Origin of the sequence: Gordonia liuliyuniae (genome assembly GCF_021738805.1) — a bacterium.
In the GTDB taxonomy this organism is placed as follows: Bacteria; Actinomycetota; Actinomycetes; order Mycobacteriales; family Mycobacteriaceae; genus Gordonia; species Gordonia liuliyuniae.
In genome coordinates this window covers 148262-168800 of the sequence record NZ_JAKKOR010000008.1, presented here as the reverse complement: position 1 = coordinate 168800, position 20539 = coordinate 148262, and the positions used below count along the sequence as shown (strand labels likewise).

18 protein-coding genes and 1 tRNA gene are annotated in these 20539 nt (G+C 64.7%); 2 read left to right on the top strand and 17 right to left on the bottom strand.

Translation table 11 applies throughout. The features are described from left to right. Positions 1–3: 3 nt before the first annotated feature. From L5G33_RS11760 to L5G33_RS11720, 9 genes are all read right to left on the bottom strand, one after another. Complete coding sequence (locus L5G33_RS11760) at positions 4–954, bottom strand: TIGR03619 family F420-dependent LLM class oxidoreductase (RefSeq protein ID WP_236998371.1); 951 nt, start codon at positions 952–954, stop codon at positions 4–6. A gap of 122 nt (positions 955–1076) precedes the next feature. Next, a complete protein-coding gene (locus L5G33_RS11755; RefSeq protein ID WP_236998370.1) occupies positions 1077–1832 on the bottom strand; it encodes an SDR family NAD(P)-dependent oxidoreductase in 756 nt (251 codons plus the stop codon). 62 nt (positions 1833–1894) lie between these two features. After that, complete coding sequence (locus L5G33_RS11750) at positions 1895–2896, bottom strand: ferredoxin--NADP reductase (RefSeq protein ID WP_236998369.1); 1002 nt, start codon at positions 2894–2896, stop codon at positions 1895–1897. Between the two features lie 73 nt (positions 2897–2969). After that, entirely contained in the window at positions 2970–4889 is a 1920-nt protein-coding gene (locus L5G33_RS11745; RefSeq protein WP_236998368.1) for a flavin-containing monooxygenase, read from the bottom strand. 104 nt (positions 4890–4993) lie between these two features. Further along, positions 4994–6556, bottom strand: a complete 1563-nt coding sequence (locus tag L5G33_RS11740; protein WP_236998367.1) for a class I adenylate-forming enzyme family protein — start codon at positions 6554–6556, stop codon at positions 4994–4996. Further along, positions 6553–7359 (bottom strand): enoyl-CoA hydratase, encoded by an 807-nt coding sequence (locus L5G33_RS11735; RefSeq protein ID WP_236998366.1) that lies wholly within the window; start codon positions 7357–7359, stop codon positions 6553–6555. Before L5G33_RS11735 ends, L5G33_RS11740 begins: the two co-directional genes overlap by 4 nt. A 2-nt stretch (positions 7360–7361) precedes the next feature. Next, positions 7362–8438: an acyl-CoA dehydrogenase family protein gene (locus L5G33_RS11730; protein ID WP_236998365.1), complete on the bottom strand. Its 1077-nt coding sequence runs from the start codon at positions 8436–8438 to the stop codon at positions 7362–7364. Between the two features lie 9 nt (positions 8439–8447). Continuing rightward, complete coding sequence (locus tag L5G33_RS11725; protein WP_236998364.1) at positions 8448–9605, bottom strand: acyl-CoA dehydrogenase family protein; 1158 nt, start codon at positions 9603–9605, stop codon at positions 8448–8450. Beyond that, positions 9605–10648 carry a Rieske 2Fe-2S domain-containing protein gene (locus tag L5G33_RS11720; RefSeq protein WP_236998363.1) on the bottom strand — a complete coding sequence of 348 codons (1044 nt, stop codon included), beginning with the start codon at positions 10646–10648 and terminating at the stop codon, positions 9605–9607. The genes L5G33_RS11725 and L5G33_RS11720 overlap by 1 nt, the downstream gene beginning before the upstream one ends. A gap of 367 nt (positions 10649–11015) precedes the next feature. Here L5G33_RS11720 and L5G33_RS11715 point away from each other — a divergent pair, with 367 nt between their 5' ends. Further along, positions 11016–12098 (top strand): Zn-dependent alcohol dehydrogenase, encoded by a 1083-nt coding sequence (locus L5G33_RS11715; protein ID WP_236998362.1) that lies wholly within the window; start codon positions 11016–11018, stop codon positions 12096–12098. Between the two features lie 44 nt (positions 12099–12142). Here the strand turns inward: L5G33_RS11715 and L5G33_RS11710 are convergent, their stop codons facing one another. The 8 genes from L5G33_RS11710 to L5G33_RS11675 all read right to left on the bottom strand — a co-directional run bounded on the left by L5G33_RS11710 (position 12143) and on the right by L5G33_RS11675 (position 18931). Beyond that, positions 12143–13030 (bottom strand): TetR/AcrR family transcriptional regulator, encoded by an 888-nt coding sequence (locus L5G33_RS11710; protein WP_236998361.1) that lies wholly within the window; start codon positions 13028–13030, stop codon positions 12143–12145. Between the two features lie 324 nt (positions 13031–13354). Then, a complete protein-coding gene (locus L5G33_RS11705) occupies positions 13355–14140 on the bottom strand; it encodes an ABC transporter ATP-binding protein (protein ID WP_236998360.1) in 786 nt (261 codons plus the stop codon). 10 nt (positions 14141–14150) lie between these two features. Continuing rightward, positions 14151–15221: a taurine ABC transporter substrate-binding protein gene (locus tag L5G33_RS11700; RefSeq protein ID WP_236998359.1), complete on the bottom strand. Its 1071-nt coding sequence runs from the start codon at positions 15219–15221 to the stop codon at positions 14151–14153. After that, entirely contained in the window at positions 15218–16078 is an 861-nt protein-coding gene (locus L5G33_RS11695; RefSeq protein WP_236998358.1) for an ABC transporter permease, read from the bottom strand. The genes L5G33_RS11700 and L5G33_RS11695 overlap by 4 nt, the downstream gene beginning before the upstream one ends. Before the next feature lie 488 nt (positions 16079–16566). Beyond that, positions 16567–16848, bottom strand: coding sequence for a cyclic-phosphate processing receiver domain-containing protein (locus tag L5G33_RS11690; protein ID WP_236998357.1), 282 nt, complete (start codon positions 16846–16848; stop codon positions 16567–16569). Positions 16849–16940: 92 nt separating this feature from the next. Continuing rightward, complete coding sequence (locus L5G33_RS11685) at positions 16941–17483, bottom strand: DinB family protein (RefSeq protein WP_236998356.1); 543 nt, start codon at positions 17481–17483, stop codon at positions 16941–16943. Positions 17484–17596: 113 nt separating this feature from the next. Further along, positions 17597–18457, bottom strand: coding sequence for an alpha/beta hydrolase (locus L5G33_RS11680; RefSeq protein ID WP_236998355.1), 861 nt, complete (start codon positions 18455–18457; stop codon positions 17597–17599). Between the two features lie 388 nt (positions 18458–18845). Continuing rightward, a tRNA-Leu gene (locus L5G33_RS11675) sits at positions 18846–18931 on the bottom strand. A gap of 257 nt (positions 18932–19188) precedes the next feature. On the opposite strand from L5G33_RS11675, the gene L5G33_RS11670 reads away from it, so the two are divergent. Continuing rightward, positions 19189–20535 carry an FHA domain-containing protein gene (locus tag L5G33_RS11670; RefSeq protein ID WP_236998354.1) on the top strand — a complete coding sequence of 449 codons (1347 nt, stop codon included), beginning with the start codon at positions 19189–19191 and terminating at the stop codon, positions 20533–20535. Positions 20536–20539 lie beyond the last annotated feature (4 nt).

The following is a 20539-nucleotide window of genomic DNA, read 5'->3' as shown; positions in this document are numbered from 1 at the left end:
ACTTCACTTCTCCTTCATTCCAATGGGGCGGCTCGGTGCGGGCCGCGCTCGAACAATCAGCTCCTGATATCCGTCGATGAATTCTTCGGCGGCGGCCGGTGACCGAGAATCCGCGTGCACACACAGGGAGGTGGCTCCGGCCGCGCGCAAGCGATCCACTTCGACCTGCCAGCGCGCAACGGATTCATCGTCCGAGACGTCGACGTGCGGAGCCTCGACCTGAATGTCGATCTCCGACAAGCTGCGTCCTGCCGCGGCCAGCTCGTCAGCGAGTGCATCGACCGCCGTGGCGAAGGCCGCCACACCGTCAATCACGTCCGTTCTGATCGCGGCGGAGACTCCGACGTCGGCGATGACCGGACACCAACCGCTACCGAACGTGACCACACGACGACGCGCGGCCACGCTGTTGCCACCGATCCATAACGGCGGGTGCGGGTTCTGCACCGGACGCTGCAGGTGCATGTCGCCGATCGCCGCGAAGTCCGCGCCGACCACCGGGGCCGACGGGTCGCGCCAGATGCTGCGCAACGCGCTAAGCGCCTCGTCGAACAGCTCGGGACGCCGCGCGAAGTCAACACCGAGCGCCGAGAACTCGGAGCGAAGGTAACCTGCGCCGACGCCCGCGATGAGTCGGCCTCCCGAGAGCGTGTCGAGAGTGGTGAATTCCTTGGCCGTCAGATACGGGTTTCGGGCGGGGAGAATGAAGAGGTTCGTCATGAGCTTCAATGACGTCGTCGCGGCCGCGGCATACGCGAGCGCCACGACCGGTTCAAATGTGTCGTGGCCGCCATTGCGGTACCACTTCGCCGAGGGTGCGGGATGGTCGGAGAGCGCGACGGCATCGAACCCGCATATCTCGGCACGTCGGCTGATGTGCGCCAGCGCAGCTCCGGTGGACACGCTCGTGTGAGAGCCGGGTGCACCGCTCGGATACTCCAGGGTGAACTTCACGTCGTGACTCCAGTCCTCATCGCGGACACGCCGAACCGGGGCCGTGACGACCCACGAGGACCGTGCCCGCGGGGTGGGGACGCAAGAGTCGTCTCGCCCACCCCGCGTGTGCGAATATGTCGCTACTTCGCGCCCTTGATGGCCGTCCGACCCGCCGTGGCGCCACCGTCGACCACCAGGTCGTGGCCGGTCACGTAGTCGGCCTCGTCGGAGGCGAGGTACAGAATGCCCGTCGCCATCTGCGCTGGATCCGCTGCGTAGCCGATCGGCTGAATGCCGTGCAACACCTTGATGAACTCCGGGTCCGGCGGGACCATCCCGGACAGCATGGTGCCCGGCGACAGCGTGTTGACGCGAACACCCTTCGGTGCGAGTTCGATCGCACATGCCTTGGACATCCCGATCACAGCGGCCTTCGATCCGCTGTAGAACGCCATGCCCTCGGTCGGCAGCGACCCGCCGTTCGACGCCGTGTTCACGATGGCGCCCGATCCTTGCGCAGCCATCACCCGGCCCGCGGCCCGAGTTCCGTAGAAGGCTCCGAGAATGTTCACACCGACCATCCGGTCGACTTCCTCGTTCGGCGCGTCGATCAGCGGACTGCCGCCGAACACGCCCGCGTTGTTGACCATCACGTCGAGTCGGCCGTAGCGCTCGACGACACCGCTGACCAGTCTGTCGACCGCGGCCGAGTCCGCGACGTCGGTCTGCACGAACTCGGCGCCTGCGGCCGCGGCGATGGCGGCACCCGGGTCTGCGTTGACGTCCGCGGCCACGACGGTGCCACCCTCCGCGACCATCAGTTCCATCGTCGCCTTGCCGAGTCCCGACGCGGCACCGGTGACGATGATTATCTTGTCTTGCATTCGATTGCCCATGTATAACGAACCTCCTTCAGCGCGTGCGACGGTCGCACGACGAATCGCGGCGAGTTCTACGGTCAGAACTCGATCTCGATCGGACCGGCGTCCGGGCGGGACTGGCATCCGAGCACGTATCCCTCGGCGGCGTCTTCGGGATCGAGGACGTCGCCGACGTCAGTGGTGACCGACCCCCGCGTCACCCGGCAGACACACGACCCGCATTCACCAGACCGGCAGGAGTAGGGGACCCCGACATCGCGCGCCAGTAATGCGTCCACGAGTGTGACACCTGGCGACCAGTCGAAACTGTGGGTGAGACCGTCGAGCACGACAGTCGTCTCGACGTCGGAACCGGGAGCCGACTCGGCGGTGTCCTCTGGTACCGGAACGGCGGCGAACGGGTCGCCGCTGATCGACGAGAAGACTTCCCGATGGAACCGCTCGCGCGGCACGTGCGGCGCCTCGACCGCAGCACTGACGGTGTCCATGAAGGGGCCGGGCCCGCACACGAAGACTTCGCGCGACATGTCAGCGGCGATCAGCTCGGCGAGTTGCTCACTTCGCGGATACCCGTTGACGTCGTCGAACCAGTCGATGACGGTGAACCTGCCTCGATGTGCTTCTCGCAGACCTGCCAATTCGCTGGCGAAGATAACCGAATCGGCGTCCCGGTTCGCATAGAACAGCGTGACCGATCCGGTGCCGCGCACCAGTGCAGCTTTCAGTATCGACATCACCGGGGTGATCCCGCTGCCCGCCGCGAAAAGCAGCAGATCGCGCTCGTAACTCGCCGGTGTGAATCGGCCTGCAGGCGGCAGTGACGTCATCGACGCACCCGCTACGACATTGTCGCAGAGCCAGTTCGACCCGTATCCGGACGAGACCCGCTTCACGGTGATCTTGAGATCCGCGTCAAGAGACGGCGCACTCGAGAGCGAGTACGAGCGCGCGATGTGACCGGTCCGATCACTCGGAATCCGGATGGTCAGGAACTGTCCGGGGCGGTACGTGAACGCCGGTTGGTCGACCTCGCTCGGCCGAAGGACGATCGATCTCGCATCCGAAGTCTCGTCGATCACCGATATCACCGTGAGCTCGTGCCCCCGGGCCGACGGCTCGCGGTCGACAGTTTCGCTCGGCTGCACGACCGCTCTACTCCGCGCTCGCGAAGGCGAATTCGAAGTCGCCGATCCGAGGATTGACGCACATCGCGAAGTATTCTTCACCGTCCCATGGGGCACTGACCTGCAGCCGACCGAACTTGTTGACGTAGTAGTTCTTCCGCGTGGCACTCGTCTGCGACAGGTAGATCAAACGGCTCGCTTCTTTGTGCAACTGTTCGTTGTAGTGGTCGAACGCCTCACGCCGGATCGCCGTCGATCCGTAACCCTTCTCGAGCATCTCCAGGATCAGTTCGGCGATGTAGCTGCACCAGGTCTCCAGCCAGATCGGCAGGCCTGCACCGCTCGCGACCGGCTGCGAGGTCGGACCGTAAAGCATGAACAGGTTCGGAAAGCCAGGGACGGTCATGCCGAGATGAGCCTGCGCGCCCTCCGCCGCCCACACGTCTTCCAAGCGGACGCCGTCCTCGCCGATGTACTCGGTCGGCCACAAGAACTTCTCGGTCTGGAATCCGACCGCCGCGATGATCAGGTCGGCGTCGCGCACCGTGCCGTCGGAGGTCTGCACGGCCGAGTCGGTGAGTCGCTGAATCGGCGTCGTCACCAGCTCGACGTTGTCCCTGGTCAACGACGCGTACCACTGGTTGTCCACGACCGGCCGGCGCGTCATCGGCGGATAGTCCGGCACCAGTTTCTCCACTAGGTCCTCGCGGTCGTTCACCTGCGTGCGGATGTAACCGACCAGCATGTCCCGCATCGCGTCGTTGCGCCTGTTGACATCGCCGCCGTCGGCGATCCACTGCTCGTCGGCGATGAGGAGGTCGCGAAGGTCGTTCGACGCGAACCCAGCGATGTACTTGTTCCAGTTCCAGTAGAACGGCATCGTCTGGAACAGCCACTGCAGTTCCTCGGAGATCGCTTCGCCGTACTTCGCGCGCGGCGAAATCCATTGCGGGGTCCGCTGATAGACCGTCACCGACGCTGCTTCGCTCGCGATCTTCGACAACAACTGGACGCCGGTCGACCCGTTCCCGATGATGGCGACGTTCTTGCCGGCATACTCGATCGAGTCGTTCCACTCCGTGGTGTGCACGATCTGGCCGGAGAAGCTTGCGGCGCCCTCGACCGGCAGTTCGCGCGGTGTCGCGAACAGACCGCTCGCTGCCACCACGGCGTTGGCGACGACGGTGGTCGGCTCCTGGTCGGCCACAGATACCGTCAGGGACCACGTCTTCGCGTCGTCGGCGAACTCTGCGGCGGTTACATCGGCGTCGAACACGATGTGCTCGAAGACACCGTGTTTACGGGCGACGAAATCGAGGTAGTTGCGCACCTCGGACTGGCGCGCGAAGTACTCGGTCCACGGATACTTCTTCTCAAAGGAGTACTCGTACGACGCACTGAGTGTGTCGACGCGGACGTCCGGATAGGTATTGATGCTCCACACTCCCCCGATCTCCGAGCGCCGCTCGTAGACGGTGAAGGGGATACCGAGTCGTGCGAGCTGCACTCCCATCGCGATACCGGAGAACCCGGCTCCGATGATCGCGACCGAGTAGCCTTCCGGCGCGGGATTGGTGTCGGTCGACGTCCGCTGGAACGGCCATTCGGGGAACGACAGGATCTGACGGCGCATGAACATGTTGTCGTCGGCCAGCTCACGGGCCTCGGCCATGCGGATCAGATCGGTGATCTCGTCGTCCGATGGCGTCTGGTCCTCATCGGCGTACTCACCTGCAAGTAGGTAGTCGACCGCTTTCGACCTGATCAGTTCGGTGTCGGCGTCGGTGAACACCACAGTGTCGGCCACCGCGCCCTCGACACGCTCAGCCTTCACCGCAGCGATCTCGGGATCACGAGTCGCCTGAAACAGGGCCATGCGCAGAGCGTTCACCTCTGAGTCGGCGACCGCGCGCTCGAGGAATTTACGGTCTGGAATCTTGGGATTCAATTTCTCACTCCTGTACATGAGCCAGGCATGAACGCACGTGCGTCGCTGCCGGGGATGGAAGGATCGTCGGCACCTGTCGGGCGGGCACCACAGACAGATGGCCGTCAGGCGGGTGAGGGTTGCGGGTCGGCGATTCGTTCACGCAGTTGCTGCTTGCGGATCTTCATCGTCGGGGTCTTGGGCAGTTCGGTGACGACCTCGAGTTGCTCGGGGAACTTCGCCGGCGATATACCGGATTCCTTGCAGAACTGCCGCAGCTCGTCGAGTTCGACGGTCTGACCGGGGTCGACGAGTTCGCACACCGCGCAGATCCGCTCGCCGCGGACCTCATCGGGAAGCCCGATCACCGCGACATTCGCGATCGCCGGGTGGTTCACCAGCACGTCTTCGATCTCGGACGGGCTGATCGATTCGCCCTTGCGGATGATCAGGTCCTTCTCGCGGCCAACGAGGGTGAGGTGCCCCTGGCGTCCCACCTGGCCGATGTCACCGGTGAAGAACCAGCCGTCGGAGTCGAAAGGCCGGACGATCTCACCGTCGGCGATGTAGTGCTTGAACAGGATCGGGCCGCGCACCCACACGCGACCGGTGCCGCCGATCGGAAGGACTTCGTCTGCCTCAGAACGGATTTGGATCTCGCAGTTGAGAACTGGACGGCCTGAGGTCGTTGCGAGTTGATCAATGGTGTCGCTCGGTCGAGACGACGCAATCATCGGCGACTCCGTCATGCCGTAACCGTGCAGAACCGGCACACCGACGTCGGTGAACACTTCGTGGAAGAGCTTCTCCGGCATCGGCGCGCCGCCGCCCGCGAGCACCCTCAGCGTCGGCACCACCCGCGTATCCGGGCGCTGCCTCTGCTGGTGAAGCAGAAGTGAGTAGTGGGGTGTCGATCCGCCGGTGATCGTGACACCGTGCTTGCGCATGAGCGCGACTGCCGCGGCTGGTTCGTACACCTCCATCAGCACCAGTGGCATGCCTGCCCACAACGAGGTGATCAGCATGTCCGGGCCGCCGATGTGGGCGTACGGGAAGAAGATCGTGCCGGTGTCGGCGTACGTCGCCTCGATGGCGTCCGCCACACCGACGCCGCCCGCGATCAGCGAGCCGTCGGTGTGGCAGACGCCCTTCGGCGCCGACGTGGTGCCGGACGTGGTGTATATCCAACGGACCTCGTCCGCCCCGTCCTGCACCGGCGCGAGTGCTGTCGGATCGCCGTCGGGCAGGCCGTCGGCGAGGACCAGCGTCCGGAGCCGGCCTGACACCGCGCCTTTGACCTCTTCGGCCATGAGCGCGTGATCGAATCCGCGGAACGTGCCGACGGTGATCAACCATTGCGATCGGCACTGCTCCACCATCGCGGTGACCTCGCGGCCACGGTAGAGCGGAATGATCGGGTTCTGCACCGCGCCGAGTCGCGACAGCGCAAGGCTCAGTACGACGGCGTCGATGCTGGTGGGAAGCTGCCAGCTCACCACGGCGCCGGGCTCGATGCCCAGCTCGCGCAGGCCTGCGGCGGTGCGCCGCGCGGCGTCGAAGATCTCGACGAACGTCTCCGAACGGTCGTGCTCGTCGATCAGTGCCACGGCATCGGGCGTCGCCTCGACGCGGCCGGCCAGCAGCGACCAGATCGACGTCGCCGCGCCGGTCGGGTCCGTCGCGGTCACGACTCGTCCTTCTTCGATTCGGCAGGCAGCGGCGCCGCGCTGAGCAGCGGGTAACCGGTGGTCAGCATGGAGTTGGCGTGTCCGAGCCAGTGCATATCGAACGCCGACTGCAGTGCGGCCTGCTGGCCCATGATGTCCAGCGTCTGGTTCACGGCGCGCTTGCCTTGCCGGAGGGCCCAAGCGTCCATCTGCGCGATCTCACGGGCGAGATCCATTGTCTGCGTGTCAAGTTCGTCGACCGGAACCACCCGATTGACCATGCCTGCGGCAAATGCCTCCTCAGCGGAGAAGCTGCGAGCGGTGAAGAGCATCTCCTTGGCGCGACGTGGACCGAGTTCCCAGGTGTGCGCGTGGTATTCGACGCCGCCGATCCCGTACTTGGCCACCGGATCGCTGAAGAACGTGTTGTCGGCCGCGATGATCAGGTCGCACGGCCAGATGACATTGAGCGCCCCGGCGACGCACGCGCCCTTGACCGACGCGATGCTCGGCTTCGGGACGTCTCGCCAGCGGCGAGAGAATCCGAGGTAGAATTCGGTCTCCCAGCCGTAGGCCTTCTCCAGCTGACTTTTATCGGCCGACGGCTCGTAGCCGCTGGTCACCGATTTCAGGTCATGCCCTGCCGAGAAGTTGTCCCCGTTGGCCCGAACGACGATGACCTTGACCGCATCGTCCGTTGCCGCCTTCCGCCACGCAGCGTCGAGCTCCTCGAGCATCGGCTCGTTCTGCGCGTTGTGCTTCTCCGGGCGATTCAGCGAGATCAGGGCGACTGCGTCCTTGACCTGATAGTCGATCAGCGACATAGTCACACTCCTTCGTAGATTTCGGTGATAGCCGAGACGATCGAGCTGTTGAGGTCGGCGGCGTCGCCGAAGTCGAACTGCCAGCGTTTGGCGGCGTCGGTGAACAGGTGGACGTTGGACTCGACCATGTACCCGATGCCTGCGTGGACCTCATGTGCGCAGTGGACCATCTCGCGCGCGGTGAGGATCGCCTGGTTACGCATGAGGTCGACGTACGGTCGTCCGTCACCGGTGGTGTCGATCGCCGTCGCGGCCGCTCGCGTGTGTGCCGAGGTGACATGCGCGTTGACCGCGATGTCAGTGCACAGGTACTGAACGGCTTGGAAGCGGCCGATTGCACCGCCGAACTGGTGACGTTGCTGGGCGTACCGGACAGTCATGTCCAGGAGTCGCATGCCTGCGCCGTGCACCTGCGCTGCGCGCAGTACGTCGCCGCGCTGGGAAGCCAGATCGATCGCGTGGTCGGCGGCGGAACCGCGAGCGAGAGTCCGCTGGTCCGTCATGGCGACGTCGGTCAACGTAACGCTGAAGGTCGGGTGTCCACCGATGTTCGGCATCGCCTCGACGCTGACCTCCGCCGAATCGACGAGCAGCAGGAGGCTCTCGCCGTCGGCCACCGCATGCACCAGCAGGCTCTCCGCCTGGTCGGCGTACTCTACGCCGAGCACCCGCCCGGTGGCGCTGCCACCGGTGACGCTGACTGCCGATCCCCAGTTCTCGGTGCCGAATGCCGGGACGACGACGGCGTCGCCGTCACCGATACGCGCGGCCAGGGCGGTCGCCGTCGGGGACCCTGCGAGGATCGCCGCGTCGCGGGCGACGGTGAGATCGAGCAACGGTGTCTGCGCCAGTGCCCGGCCCATTTCGACGAAGATCGCGGCGATGGTTCCCAGCGATGCGCTCTCGTCCCCGGTTCCCGACGGATCGGCGAGTTGTAGCCAGCCCAGTTCGGCGAACTGTCTCACCTGTTCGGCGAACGGCACGGTATTCGAACGGTCGTCCAACGGCGAGTAGCGCGCGAAGACCGACTTGCTTACGTCAGTGAGGGCTGCGAAGTCCTCGCCCCATGTGAGTTCCATGATCTTCTCCTATCGCGGCAGGCCGAGGCCCCGCGTCGCGAGCACCATCCGCTTGAGCTGAGACGTTCCTCCGGCGTGGTTCGCGAACGATTGTCGGTACCAGGCCTCGGGCTTTCCGTTGAGCGGTGCGTCCGCCGATCCCTTGCGCAGCTGACTCGTCGGTCCGAGGACGCGATCGAAGACCTGGGCGAAGACCGGCTCGTACTCCTTGGCGATGACTTGCTGCGCGCCGCCTGCCCAGGGCGTCTTGCGGCCTGCGGCGTTGTCGCCGATGATCTCGTAGGCCAGCGCGCGCTGGGTCTGCACCATCTCGGCTAGCTTGGCGATGTCGGCTTGCACGTGCGGGTCGTCCAGCTTGCCGGGAATCGCTTTGCAGTGCCCGATCAGGTCACGCAGTCGACTCTCCTGCATCGCGTAGATCGGTTCGACGGTGCCCGAAGCGTAGAAGGCCCGCATGATGTACTGCCAGCCCTTCCCCTCCTCGCCGATCAAGGCGTCGGCGGGCACTCGGACCTTGTCCAAGTACGTGCTCGACTGCACGCCGCCGCCGTAGTTCCGCATCGGGTGCAGCGTGACGCCCGGAGACTTCAGGTCGACGACGAAAATGCTGATCGCGTCCCGCGCGGCATCGCCTGTCGAGGTGCGCGCGGCCACGAAGAGCACATCGGACATCGGCCCCCACGAGGTGAACGCCTTCTGTCCGGTGATCACCCAGTCGTCGCCTTCACGGACGGCCTTGGTCTGCAGGCTTCCCAGGTCCGAACCGGCCTCAGGTTCGGTGAGCCCTTCGGCCCACAGCGTGCGCATGTTCGCGATGTCGGGAAGCAGGCGCTGCTTCTGCTCTTCGGTTCCGCCCACCAGGATGGTGCCTGCCGCCAGAAAGATGCCGACCGAGTTGATCAGTGGCGCGTCGGCGGCATACAGCTCCTCGAGGAGGATCTGGTTCGCGACCGGCGTCAATCCCTTGCCGCCGTACTCGACAGGCCATGTCAGTCCGATCCAGCCCTTCTCGGCGACCTTCTTGCTGAAGTCGACAGCGATCTGCCACTGCTCCGGTGCGTCGTCGAATTCTGGGTTGAACGCGTTCTCGCGAGGCAGTTCGGCGTTCAGGAACTCGCGGATCTCGGTGCGCCAGGCTTCGAGATCATCGGTCAATGGTGTGCGCATCAGGCCTCTCCTGCTGTCTGTGCGTCGGTTCCGGCCAACTGATCGTCGACGCGGTGGCCCTTTTCTCCCTCGGGGTAGAAGCGGCGGGCCCACTGACGAATGTCTCGGAATCCGGCCGCCTCGGCTGTCGCCAGACCCGGCGGCTCGGTATAGCGCTGGTGCTCCCAGATCGCGATGTCCGCACGTACCTGGTTGATCGCGCTGCGCTGCCGTTTGGCCACCTTGTCCTGGTCCTGCCCTGGTTCGATACTCGCCCATGCGGAGAACCGCAGGATCGATGTCTCGTCGTCGACCGGCGTGACCGCGGAGAGGCTGCAGACGTCGCCGACTCCCCATGCGTAGGCGTACCCGAGCCCAACTCCGAGGAGGGTCGCGTTAGTGCCGCCGGGTACGGACTCGATCTCACCGTCCGCGCCACGAACTTTGAACGCCAGAGCCAGTTCGGTCTTGAAGTCGTGATCACCGAATTCCCGGCTCACCACAGTCGGAATCTCGTCCGCGCGGTGCACATACTTGAAGTGCGCGAAGTCGACGCCGTTCTCCGCCGCGTACTGCGGATGGATGGGGGCCTTCGGATGCTCGTACCGGCCGGTCTCACCGGCCTCGTGGTAGTTCTCGGCAGGTCCGCTCCCCTCGAACAGGTCGAAGACGCTGGGTACGTCGTACGTGGGCTCGCCGCCGTTCGCGTCGTGCCACACGTACATGACTCCGTCGCGCTCGGCCGCCGTCCATACGCCGATTCGGCGCACCCGGTTCGTCGACTTCTGGTACGGAATGCAGGTGTTTCGGCCATTCGGCCCCCATCGCCATCCGTGGAACGGGCATTGGATGTCGTTGCCCTGCACGGTTCCGCCGTACGCGAGATTGGCCCCGAGGTGCTCGCAGTACGCGTTCATCACGACCAGTTCACCGTCGTCGGTCCGATAGGCGACAAGGTCCTTTCCGAAGTATCGGAGCGGCAGGACGGCGCCCACCTCCAGTTCGTCAGACCATCCGATCTGGAACCAGCCGGTGGGCTTCATCGACAACGCCATCGATGTCATTTCAGATCTCCTCGCTGTGTCGGCACTGCCGCGGGTGGAAGGAAGTCGGACGGGCTCGCGGTTCGAAGTAGCCCACACGGAAGACGTCGGCCCTCCGGGGCTGGCTATACGGCTCGTGGGCTCCGTGACTGCTATCACTGTAGCCGTTGGCTACGCACGCGTCAACTTCGTCAACTTGAATGGCTACAACTCGCTTGACGCCACTCCTGAGCGGCTCTACAGTATGGCTACGAATGAGACGTCTGCCACGGAATTGGCAGGCATTCGAACTTCCTATTTCCCGTTTTGGGCGGACGAGGCGAGTCGCGCCGCGACGTGCGCTGCGGGGTCGGCCCCATTTCCTACGACGATCAGTGAGGTTGAGACGTTGAGAGCTCTTTTGTTCGACGGAAGCGAGAACAAGCTGGTGGACGGGGTAGAAGTCCGCACACCGGGCGTCGGTGAAGTCGCCGTCCGAATCGAGGCGAGCGGACTGTGCCAAAGCGACCTGAGTGTCATCAACGGCAAGATTCCGTTCTCAGTGCCGGTGATCCTCGGGCACGAGGGCGCTGGCGTAGTGGAGGCGGTCGGCCTCGGCGTGACCAACCCGGTCGTCGGCGATCATGTCGTGCTGTCGACGCTCGCCGCGTGCGGAATGTGTGCGTCCTGCACCAGCGGCCATCCGACGATGTGCCGCGAGTCGTTCGGCAAGACAGCGACTCCGTTCCGCATCGGAGACACTCAGGTGCACAACTTCGCTGCGCTGTCGACTTTCGCTGAGCGCATCGTGGTGGCCGCAGGCCAGGCCGTACCCATCCCGAAAGACATCCCGATGGAGGCCGCCTGCCTGATCGGCTGCGGCGTCCTGACCGGGGCCGGCGCCGTGATCAACCGCGCCCGCGTTCAGATCGGCGATTCGGTGGTCGTCATCGGCGCCGGCGGCATCGGCCTGAACGTAATCCAGGCGGCCCGTATCTCGGGCGCCACGAAGATCATCGCCATCGACACGAATCCCGACAAGGAGGCGACGGCGCGGACATTCGGTGCAACAGAGTTCGTCAACCCGTCCAGCGTCGACGCCGTGGCCGCCGTCCGATCGCTTACCGACGGAGGCGTCCACCACGCTTTCGACTGCGTCGGCGGAGAAGCGATCACCAGCATGGCGATGGAGATGATCGACTGGGGCGGCCAGCTCATCATGCTTGGCGTCGCCGGTCCCGACGCCAAGCTGTCGGTGCCTGCAAGCACTTTCTACATGGACCGCTCGGTGCTCGGATGCCGGTACGGATCGTCGCGCCCCGGCACCGACGTGCCCCGCTATGTGGACCTTTACCAGTCGGGAGAGCTCTACCTGGACCAGCTGATCACCAAGGTGTACGACTTCGAGGACTACGAGTCGCTGTTCGCCGACGCGAGAGAGGGCCGCCTCGACCGCGGCGTCCTCCGCATGAGGACTGAGTCGGCCGTCTGATGTGCGGCGCACCCGCTGCGCTACCGCGCCGCGGGTGCCGTCCGCTACCGGTTCGGTCGCGTCGCGTACACCAGCACCTGCAGCATCTCCGTCACTTCCCGACGGATGTCAGCCGCTGTTCGGTCCGGGCTATCTGCGAGCTCGGTGAGGTAGGGCTCATACAAGTTCCACACGGCGCCGACCAACGCCAGCAGTGATGCGAGCACATTCGAATCGAACTCCGCACGGACATCCGGTTTCCGATCTTCCCCATTCCAAAGCGCCTCGATCTGATTTCGATAACCGCGAGACTTCACCCCGTTTAGGAGTCGATCCGGCGGTGTCCCCTCGAATACTGACCACGTCAGCATTCGACCGAACTGCCCGGAGTCGACGTCTGCGCCGAATGAGTTCTCAAGGGCTGCGTACGCATCGTCTTCTTCCGAAAGTCGGTCGCCACCGTATGTCACGAGCATCTCCATGACACTCATGAGGAGATTCTCTTTCGTTCGATAGAACCGATGGATGAGGCCGTAGGAGACATCGGCTGCGGCGGCGACCTCTCGCAAGGAGACTTTCGCGGGGCCTTTTCGTGCGAACAGATCTGCGGCCGCTAGGAGGATCGCGTGCTGTGCACCGGAGTCTTCCCCTTTCGGGGGCGGCACCCATGCGGGAACGGGCTTGCCCCCTTTGCCTTTCGGCCCGCCGTTGTTCGCACCGTTCGCTGCGGCAGTTCCCGGCGTCAACGCCGACGCCATCGCGAGAACGACGTCCTTCGTCGCCGGATCGAACAGCATCGTTGCGGGTGTGAGCCCCTCGTCGGTCGCTGTCGTCATCCATTCCGCGAGTGCGCGACTTCCGACCTCGTCGTCGACGACGTCGAGGAGCTCAGCGACCTCCTCGCGCACTTCGTGCCGATCCAGGTCGAACTGCCAAGTCGGAAACAGTGTCACCTGAGCGCCCAAATAGCCGAGAATCCTTCTATTCCTCAATCGCCTGTTGATTGCCTGTCGGCTAATATCGAGAAAATCCACGACTCGAGGAGTCGGCCACAACTCCACAACCGTCTCGACAACCTCGTTAGTGGCACCCATGACCCGAAGTTTACCAGCTGATCGATCTAGCAATGGTGTATGAATTCAGGTTTCTGACGACCAGTGCGCCTTCCCGTGACAGGCCAACGATTAAATAGTCGTCTAGCCTCACGAGATCGACGCAGCGCGTTTCGACGTTGTCAGCGTGCGCAAAGCCGTCTTTCGCCCTGCGGACACCACTACTCAGTCATGCGCCGCGTAGATCGCCCCCGCCAGCTCAGTTCTCAGCCGCTGGAATTCGGCGGTCGCCGTCACCGACCTGTCCCGCACCACACCGGGGCCGTCGCCGGGCAGATCTATCTCGCGATCGATCGCGATCCGGCCAGGCCGCGCCGACATCACGATCACACGGGTACTCAAGAACACGGCTTCGTCGACCGAGTGGGTGACGAAGACGATGGTCTTGGCCGCCCTGCGCCACAGTTTGAGAAGATCGACTTGTAGTCGTTCGCGGGTCAGCGCGTCGAGGGCGCCGTAAGGCTCGTCCATCAGGACGATGCCGGGATCATTCACCAGCACCCTCGCGATCTGTGCGCGTTGCTGCATACCGCCGGACAGCTCGTACGGACGTTTGTCTCCGAAGTCCCCGAGGCCGACTTGTTCCAGCAGTCGCTCGGCCTGCTCGCGTCGCTGCGTCTTGCTCACGCCCCGGACTTTGGGACCGAATTCGACGTTGCCGCGCACGGTGAGCCACGGGTAGAGCGTCGGAGCCTGAAACACGACACCGCGGTCGGCAGACGGAGCGGTGACTCGCGTCCCGCCCACCTCGACTACCCCCTCGGTGGCATTCTCGAATCCGGCGATCAGCCGGAGGAGGGTCGTCTTTCCACAGCCCGACGGACCGACGATCGAGACGAACTCCCCCGGCTCGATCGCCAGGTCGGTGGCTTCCAAGGCCAGCGTCTCACCACTCGACGTCTGGTAGGTCTTGCTGACGCCCGCCAGGTCGACGCGTTCTGTGCCGCTCATCGTGTTCCCCTCACCGTGTCCCGACCGCGTAGACACCGTTCGCGTAGTGCTGCGCCGGTCCGACGCGTTGCACTTCGCCTTCTTGCAGCAGGAACTCGGCGGTTCTGCGGATGTCTCCGGCGACCTGGCCACCCAAGTACTCCGGGCCGACCTGGGTGGCGGCGTCGAAATAGTCGTAGCCCTTGATCTGGTCGATGATCCGTTCGACCGGAACGCCGAGTTGGCCTGCGATGTGTTCGGCGGCCTTCGTCGGATCGGTGTTGATCAGATTCGCCGCCCACCCCTGCACCGTCGTCCACATCTTCACGAATGTCGGGTTATCGCGCAGGAAGTCGCCGCGGGCCCCTTCCAGGTCATAGGTGGATGCGCCGAGCTGACCGACGTCAGCGCTCGTGGTGACGACCTTTCCGCCGTCGCCGGTCAGTTCGCTGAGCGTCGGCTCCCAGATATACGCAGCGTCGATCTGTCCGCCGCCGAAGGCGCCACGGATGGCGTCGGGGCTGAGGTTGACCACTTGCGTCTGGGAGCCGATGCCGGCCTGATCGAGCGCGGTCAACAGACTGTAGTGTCCAGTCGACGCGAAGGGCACGCCGATTCTTTTGCCGCGCAAGTCGGCCACTGAGGTGATCGACGGGTCGCGGACGACGAGCGATTCGGCGGCACCGATCCGGTCCTGGATCCAGATCACCTTCATGTCGATGTTCAGCGGGGCCGACAACGCTTTCGCAGCGGGCGCGCTGCCGAGCAGACCGATGTCGAGCGAGTCCGCTCCGAACGCCTGGACGACGTCGCCGCCGGAGGCGAACTTGCTCCACTCGGTCGTCACGTTCGGCAGGCAGGTGTTGAGCAGACCGGTGTCTTTGACGATCAGGTCGCCGTTGGGAATCTCCTGCCAACCGATCCGCACGGTGCCGGTGACGGACGCGTCTGGTTCGACGGGGCAGGGAGTGGCACCGCCGAGGGAACGCGATTGTTCGGGTCGTCCGGATTCGACGATGCAGCCAGACAACGTCAGTCCGATCGCGACGAGGGCCGCGACGTGCATCGCTAGACGGCGGCCCTTGCCGAGGCCGGGTCTCATACTTTCCCCTTCCACGGAACCAGCAGCACGCCGATCCATTTGATGAGTGCGTCGAGGAGCAGAGCGGTGATGCCGATGACGACGATGCAGGCGATGGTCAGCGGCGTGTTGAGCTGCTGGCCTGCCAGATAGGCAAGACCGCCGATGCCGGGGATGCCGTTGTTGAGCTCTGCGGCGACAACGGTGGTCCAGGCGAAGCCGACGGCGATGCGGATGCCGTTGATGGCCTCGGGCAGGCTCGCCGGCACCACGACCCCGGTCAGCACCTGCAGACGGTTTGCGCCGAGCGCGCGGGCGGCATTGATCTGGTCGCGGCTCACGCCTTGCACGCCGCTGACAGTCGAGATCGCGATGGCGGGAAAGGCCGCGAGAAACAGCAGCCAGACCTTCGAGGTGTCGCCGATCCCGAACCACACGATAAGGAGGCCGATGTAGCCGAGCGGCGGCAACGCACGAAGAAAGTTCAGGTACGGCTCGGTGACCGTGTTGAAAGTCTTCGACATGCCCATCGCGAAGCCCACGATCGGCCCCAGGACGATGGCGACGCCCACGCCTGCGAAGATCCGCTGCAGGCTCGCCACCAGGTGTTCCCACAGGAAGTAGTTCTGTTCGCCGAGCACTTCACGCGGTACGCCCGGCGCTACCTGATGCCAGGTGCTCGCTCGGACGGCGGCATCCCAGACGGCGTTCGGCGAGGGCAGGAACTTCTCGTCCACCAGGTGCAGGCCGGCGATCAGCAACCACACTGCGATGAACACGACGAGCGCGATCAGTCGGACCAACCACGACCGGACGACGTCTGGCACCGATTGTTCGACGGCGTTCTTCACCCGCAGCAGCGGGGGCTCTCCAGCCATGCGTTCCTCTCTCGTGCCGCCCCGAGGACGGCCCGAGCGGGAACTCTGCCTGGCCCGTGTGCGCGAGGGTAGAGATTCGCGCGTGGTGATCTTTTCAGTTGCGCGGCCGGTGGCCAGTAAGCGGCCCCGAACGTGCCGACCCAGGAACGCTGCGAGGCGCCCGGAGTTCCCCGATTCGACGCGCGCGCTGCCGGACACCAGTGCGTCGGCGTGAGCGAGCAGTGCTCGAGCGGTCGGGCCTTCGCCTTCACCACCGAGTCCACGCCGTCGTCGACGATGAGCGCGTACGCGTCGTCGATATACCGGGCGCGCCAGTGTCGCGTCGTCCCGCGCCTGCGCCCGGTCTATATGAGGAGCGACCAGACCTCCTCCTCGGTCGTGCTCGCCTGCTGACCCGTCGCGCTTGTCTCTGTCACCGATTCCGTCACAGGATCGCTGTGGCACGGACCGCTGACAAAACGCGTATATCGCTCAATCGGTGGACAACGTCAGCGGCTGATACCCGGCCCGTACCGCTCGACCATGCTCGTCAACCATTCGACACCGACGGGGTTCGCGGAATGCACCCGCACCACGGCGGGCCGACCGCCGTACTCGGCCAGATACAGCACGACCGGCCGCGACGTATCCTCACCACCCAGGTCGTGATCCAGACTCAAGTCGGTGACGAGAACACCGCTCCGGAGAATCTCGAGGGCCGCCGCGCTCGTGCGGGCCACAGTCCAGGTCATGTCGGGCGGATCGCGGAAAGCGTCCACGAACAGCTTCATGGGCGGTGACAGTACGGGGACGGGCGCGGAGCGGCCACTGATTTACCGAAGGTTGCCGACGACGTCCGGGGCTACGGCGGTCGGGCCTCGCCCTAGTTCTCGAAGAGCGCAGCCATCGTGGTCTGTCCGTCGATGGATTCCCGAACGATGTCGGCGTGGCCGCAGTGATGCGCGGTCTCCCTCAACAAGTGCAGTACCAGCTTCCGGACACTCCACCACGTCAGTTCAGGCTGCCAAGGCGCCCTCGCTTGCGGAATCAACTCGTCGAGGCTGTTGATTCCCGCGATGAGGCGGTCGAACTCATCGGCGGACCGCTCGTACCCCTCAAGGCATTCGGCGAGAGTCTCGTCCGCGCGCAAGATGTAGGCGTCGCTCAGCACCTCCATGTCGAGCTCGGCATTCTCGTCGCGTTCGATGATCTGGCTCGTCATGTCCCGCTCGACGCGAGAGACGTGCTTGATCAGGCCTCCCACAGTGAGCGCGCTCACTGTGGAAGCGGTCCGGGCCTGCTCGTCGGTGAGCCCGCGCGCAGTGATTCTGAGCAGCGCGCGCTGGTCCCGGAGCAGCGTCAGCAGGTCCGTTCGCTCTGCGTCGACATCGAGATCAACGGTGACTGGGGTGTACGTGCCGGCCATGAGGTGCCTTTCGACGGTGCCTGATTGGTTCCGTCGCCCACGCTAGTTCGAATACCGGTCAGTTACTGACCTCTACGAAAATGATGTGCACGACCGTTCTGTTGCAGCCGCCCTCATGCGCCGATAGCGGGCCCGATCACACGCCACGACTGACGCAGCCCGCCTTCGAAGACGTCCCAACTGTGCGCGCCACGCAGTCCATCGGAGGTCACGCGGATGCCCTGTGCACGAAGCGCTGCGGCGGACGCGTCCGAGCATGCGCGGACCGGGAGTTCGAGGCCGGCGTCACCGGCCGAGATGTAGATCGCCGTGCCGCGAAGTCGCGCAGCGTTGAGCACCGGGTCGTGGACCACATAGTCGCTCGGAGTCCACATGTTCAGCGGGTTGCCGCCCTGACCGATCACCGTGCCCATCACTGCCGGGAAGCCCAAAGCCTGGGCGGGGCATCCGCTGTACGACGCCGCGGCTCGGTAGAGACGCGGTGCCCGCGCAGCCAAGTCGATGGCCGGACCACCACTCATCGACACACCCGCGATCGCGTTGCGGCCGTTGCCGCCGAAGTGCCGGTTGACCGCTGCCGGCAGTTCCCTGGTCAAGTAGGTCTGCCACTTGTTCAGCCCGAGCTTCCGATCACGCGAACGCCAGTCTGTGTAGAAAGAGCCAGCGCCTCCGACCGGGGACACCACGGTCACGTCCTTGTTCCGGAAGAACTCGCGGTATCTGGTGTTCCACTCCCAGCCGATGTGATCGCTGCCGCCGCCCGCGCCGTGCAGGAGGTACAGGACGGGAGCCTTTCCGCCTCCGGGTGCGGGAAGGACGTTGTTCATCACCGTTCTGTGCATCGACGGTGAGTACACCGGGAACTGGACCAGGGCCCTCGACGGCGCGGCCTCTACACGCGCGGTCTCGGGCACTGTTCCGGCGGCGGTGAGCAGAAGCCCCGCGATCAGCAAGATTCTCAGTACACGTCGCATGTGAGTCCCCCGTCTCGTCTCTTCACGTCTCGTCTCATCCGGAGCGTAACGCCGATGGCGACGGATCCGCGGCTCTCCACGACATCCGCGCGCCGCCGAATGTCGGGGTGGGGCGCGTTCGCATTCGCGACAGCGTGGGCATCTGACGCGAGCGCGATCATGTGAACCGTCCTGGCTCGGACGGAGACCCGGATTAGGCAGGCTTTGCAGCAGCATGTTTGGCGAGCGTCAGGCTGGTCGAGCCCGAACACCGGAGGTCCTGCTCCACGCGTCTGTCCCCGCTAATAGTCCGGACTATTAGCGGGAACAGACGCGTGATGCGATAGCTACTTTGGGTCGAAAAACAAGGAACCGCGACACCGTGTAAACGGTGCCGCGGCTCATTGTATGGTGGGCGAAGGGGGACTTGAACCCCCACGTCCCGAAGGACACTGGCACCTGAAGCCAGCGCGTCTGCCATTCCGCCACTCGCCCGTGGCGTCGATCAATCGACATATGTCCGCGTGGACTCGAAAACGATAGCACGCAGCCAGCGCCGAAGTTAAATCCCACATCTCCGACCACTCCGACCTGCGATTATCCACCCTGAAGCTGTCCGCCACAGCATCGTGCTGTTGTGACGTCAGTTGCGCATGTGACGCACAAGCGGCGACGGGCTTGCCTGGCCGGTAACATCGACAGGCACGGTATGCACGCCGACACGCCACAGACCACGGAAGGAGTCGAGACGGGTGGGAATTCTCGACCGTTTCGAGCGCAAGCTCGAGTCCGCCGTCGACGGTGGTTTCGCCCGAGTCTTCGGTGGCAAAGTGGCACCGCAGGAGATGGAACAAAGCCTTCAGCGCGAAGCCGAAGGCACCCTCGAGAACCTTGGCGACGGCGCGAGCCTCGTCGCCAACAGTTACGTCATAACGCTCAGTCCGTCCGACCTGGAGCACGTATCCACGGAGTACGAACTGAACCGGAAGATCTTCTCCCGCCATTTGGAAGACTTCATCCGGGACAATGGGTGGCAGACTTATGGGCCAGTGGTCGTAGAGTTCGATCAGATACCGTCACTGCACACCGGACAGTTCCATACCGACGGCGTCGTTAACCCCGACGCCACACCACGCCCGGTCCCCGCGTCCGCCGCGGCCCCGGGACCAGCTAGTCACCGAGGAGCCCCAGCCATGACCAATCCACCCGGAAACGATCAGGGCGGCCAGTACCCCGGCTACCCGCAACAGGGCGGACAGTACCCCCAGTACGACTACGACCAGCAGCAGTACGACCCCCAACAGGGGTACGCACCGCAGCCCGGCTACGAACAGCAGCCGTACGACCAGCAGGGCTACGCACCGCAGCAGGGCGGCTACGACCAGCAGTACGCCGCACCCGTCGACCAAGGGCAGCAGCCCGGATACGACTACGGCCAACAGGGCTACGGGCAACAGGGCTACGGTCAGCAGCCCGGCTATGACCAGGGCTATGCACCGGACCAGGGTTATGCACCCCAGCAGGGGGCACCTCAGCAAGGCGGCTACGAGCAGCCCGTCTACGACCAGGGCTACGGTCAGCCGCAGCAGGGCTACGACCAGGGCTATGCGCCGCAACCCGGCTACGACCAGGGTTACGCAGCACCTCCGATGGACCAGGGTTACGGCCAGCAGCCCGGGTACGACCAGGGCTATGCTCCGCAGGGAGCACCGCAGCAGGGCGGCTACGAGCAGCCCGTCTACGACCAGGGCTACGGCCAACAGCCTGCGTACGACCAGGGTTACGGAGCACCGGCCGGCGGCGGTTACGCGCCCGCAGGCATCACCCTCGTCCTCGAAGACGGCAGCAACCGCACCTTCGCACTCCGTCAAGGATCGAACGTCCTCGGCCGCGGCCAGGACGCGCAGTTCCGTCTCCCCGACACCGGCGTCTCACGTCGCCACGCCGAGATCCGCTGGGATGGACAGACCGCCATGCTGACCGATCTGAACTCGACGAACGGGACAACCGTCAACGACCTTCAGGTCAGCGCGTGGGAACTCGCCAACGGAGACCGCATCCGTCTGGGACATTCCGACATCACGGTCCGTTTCCAGTAGGCCG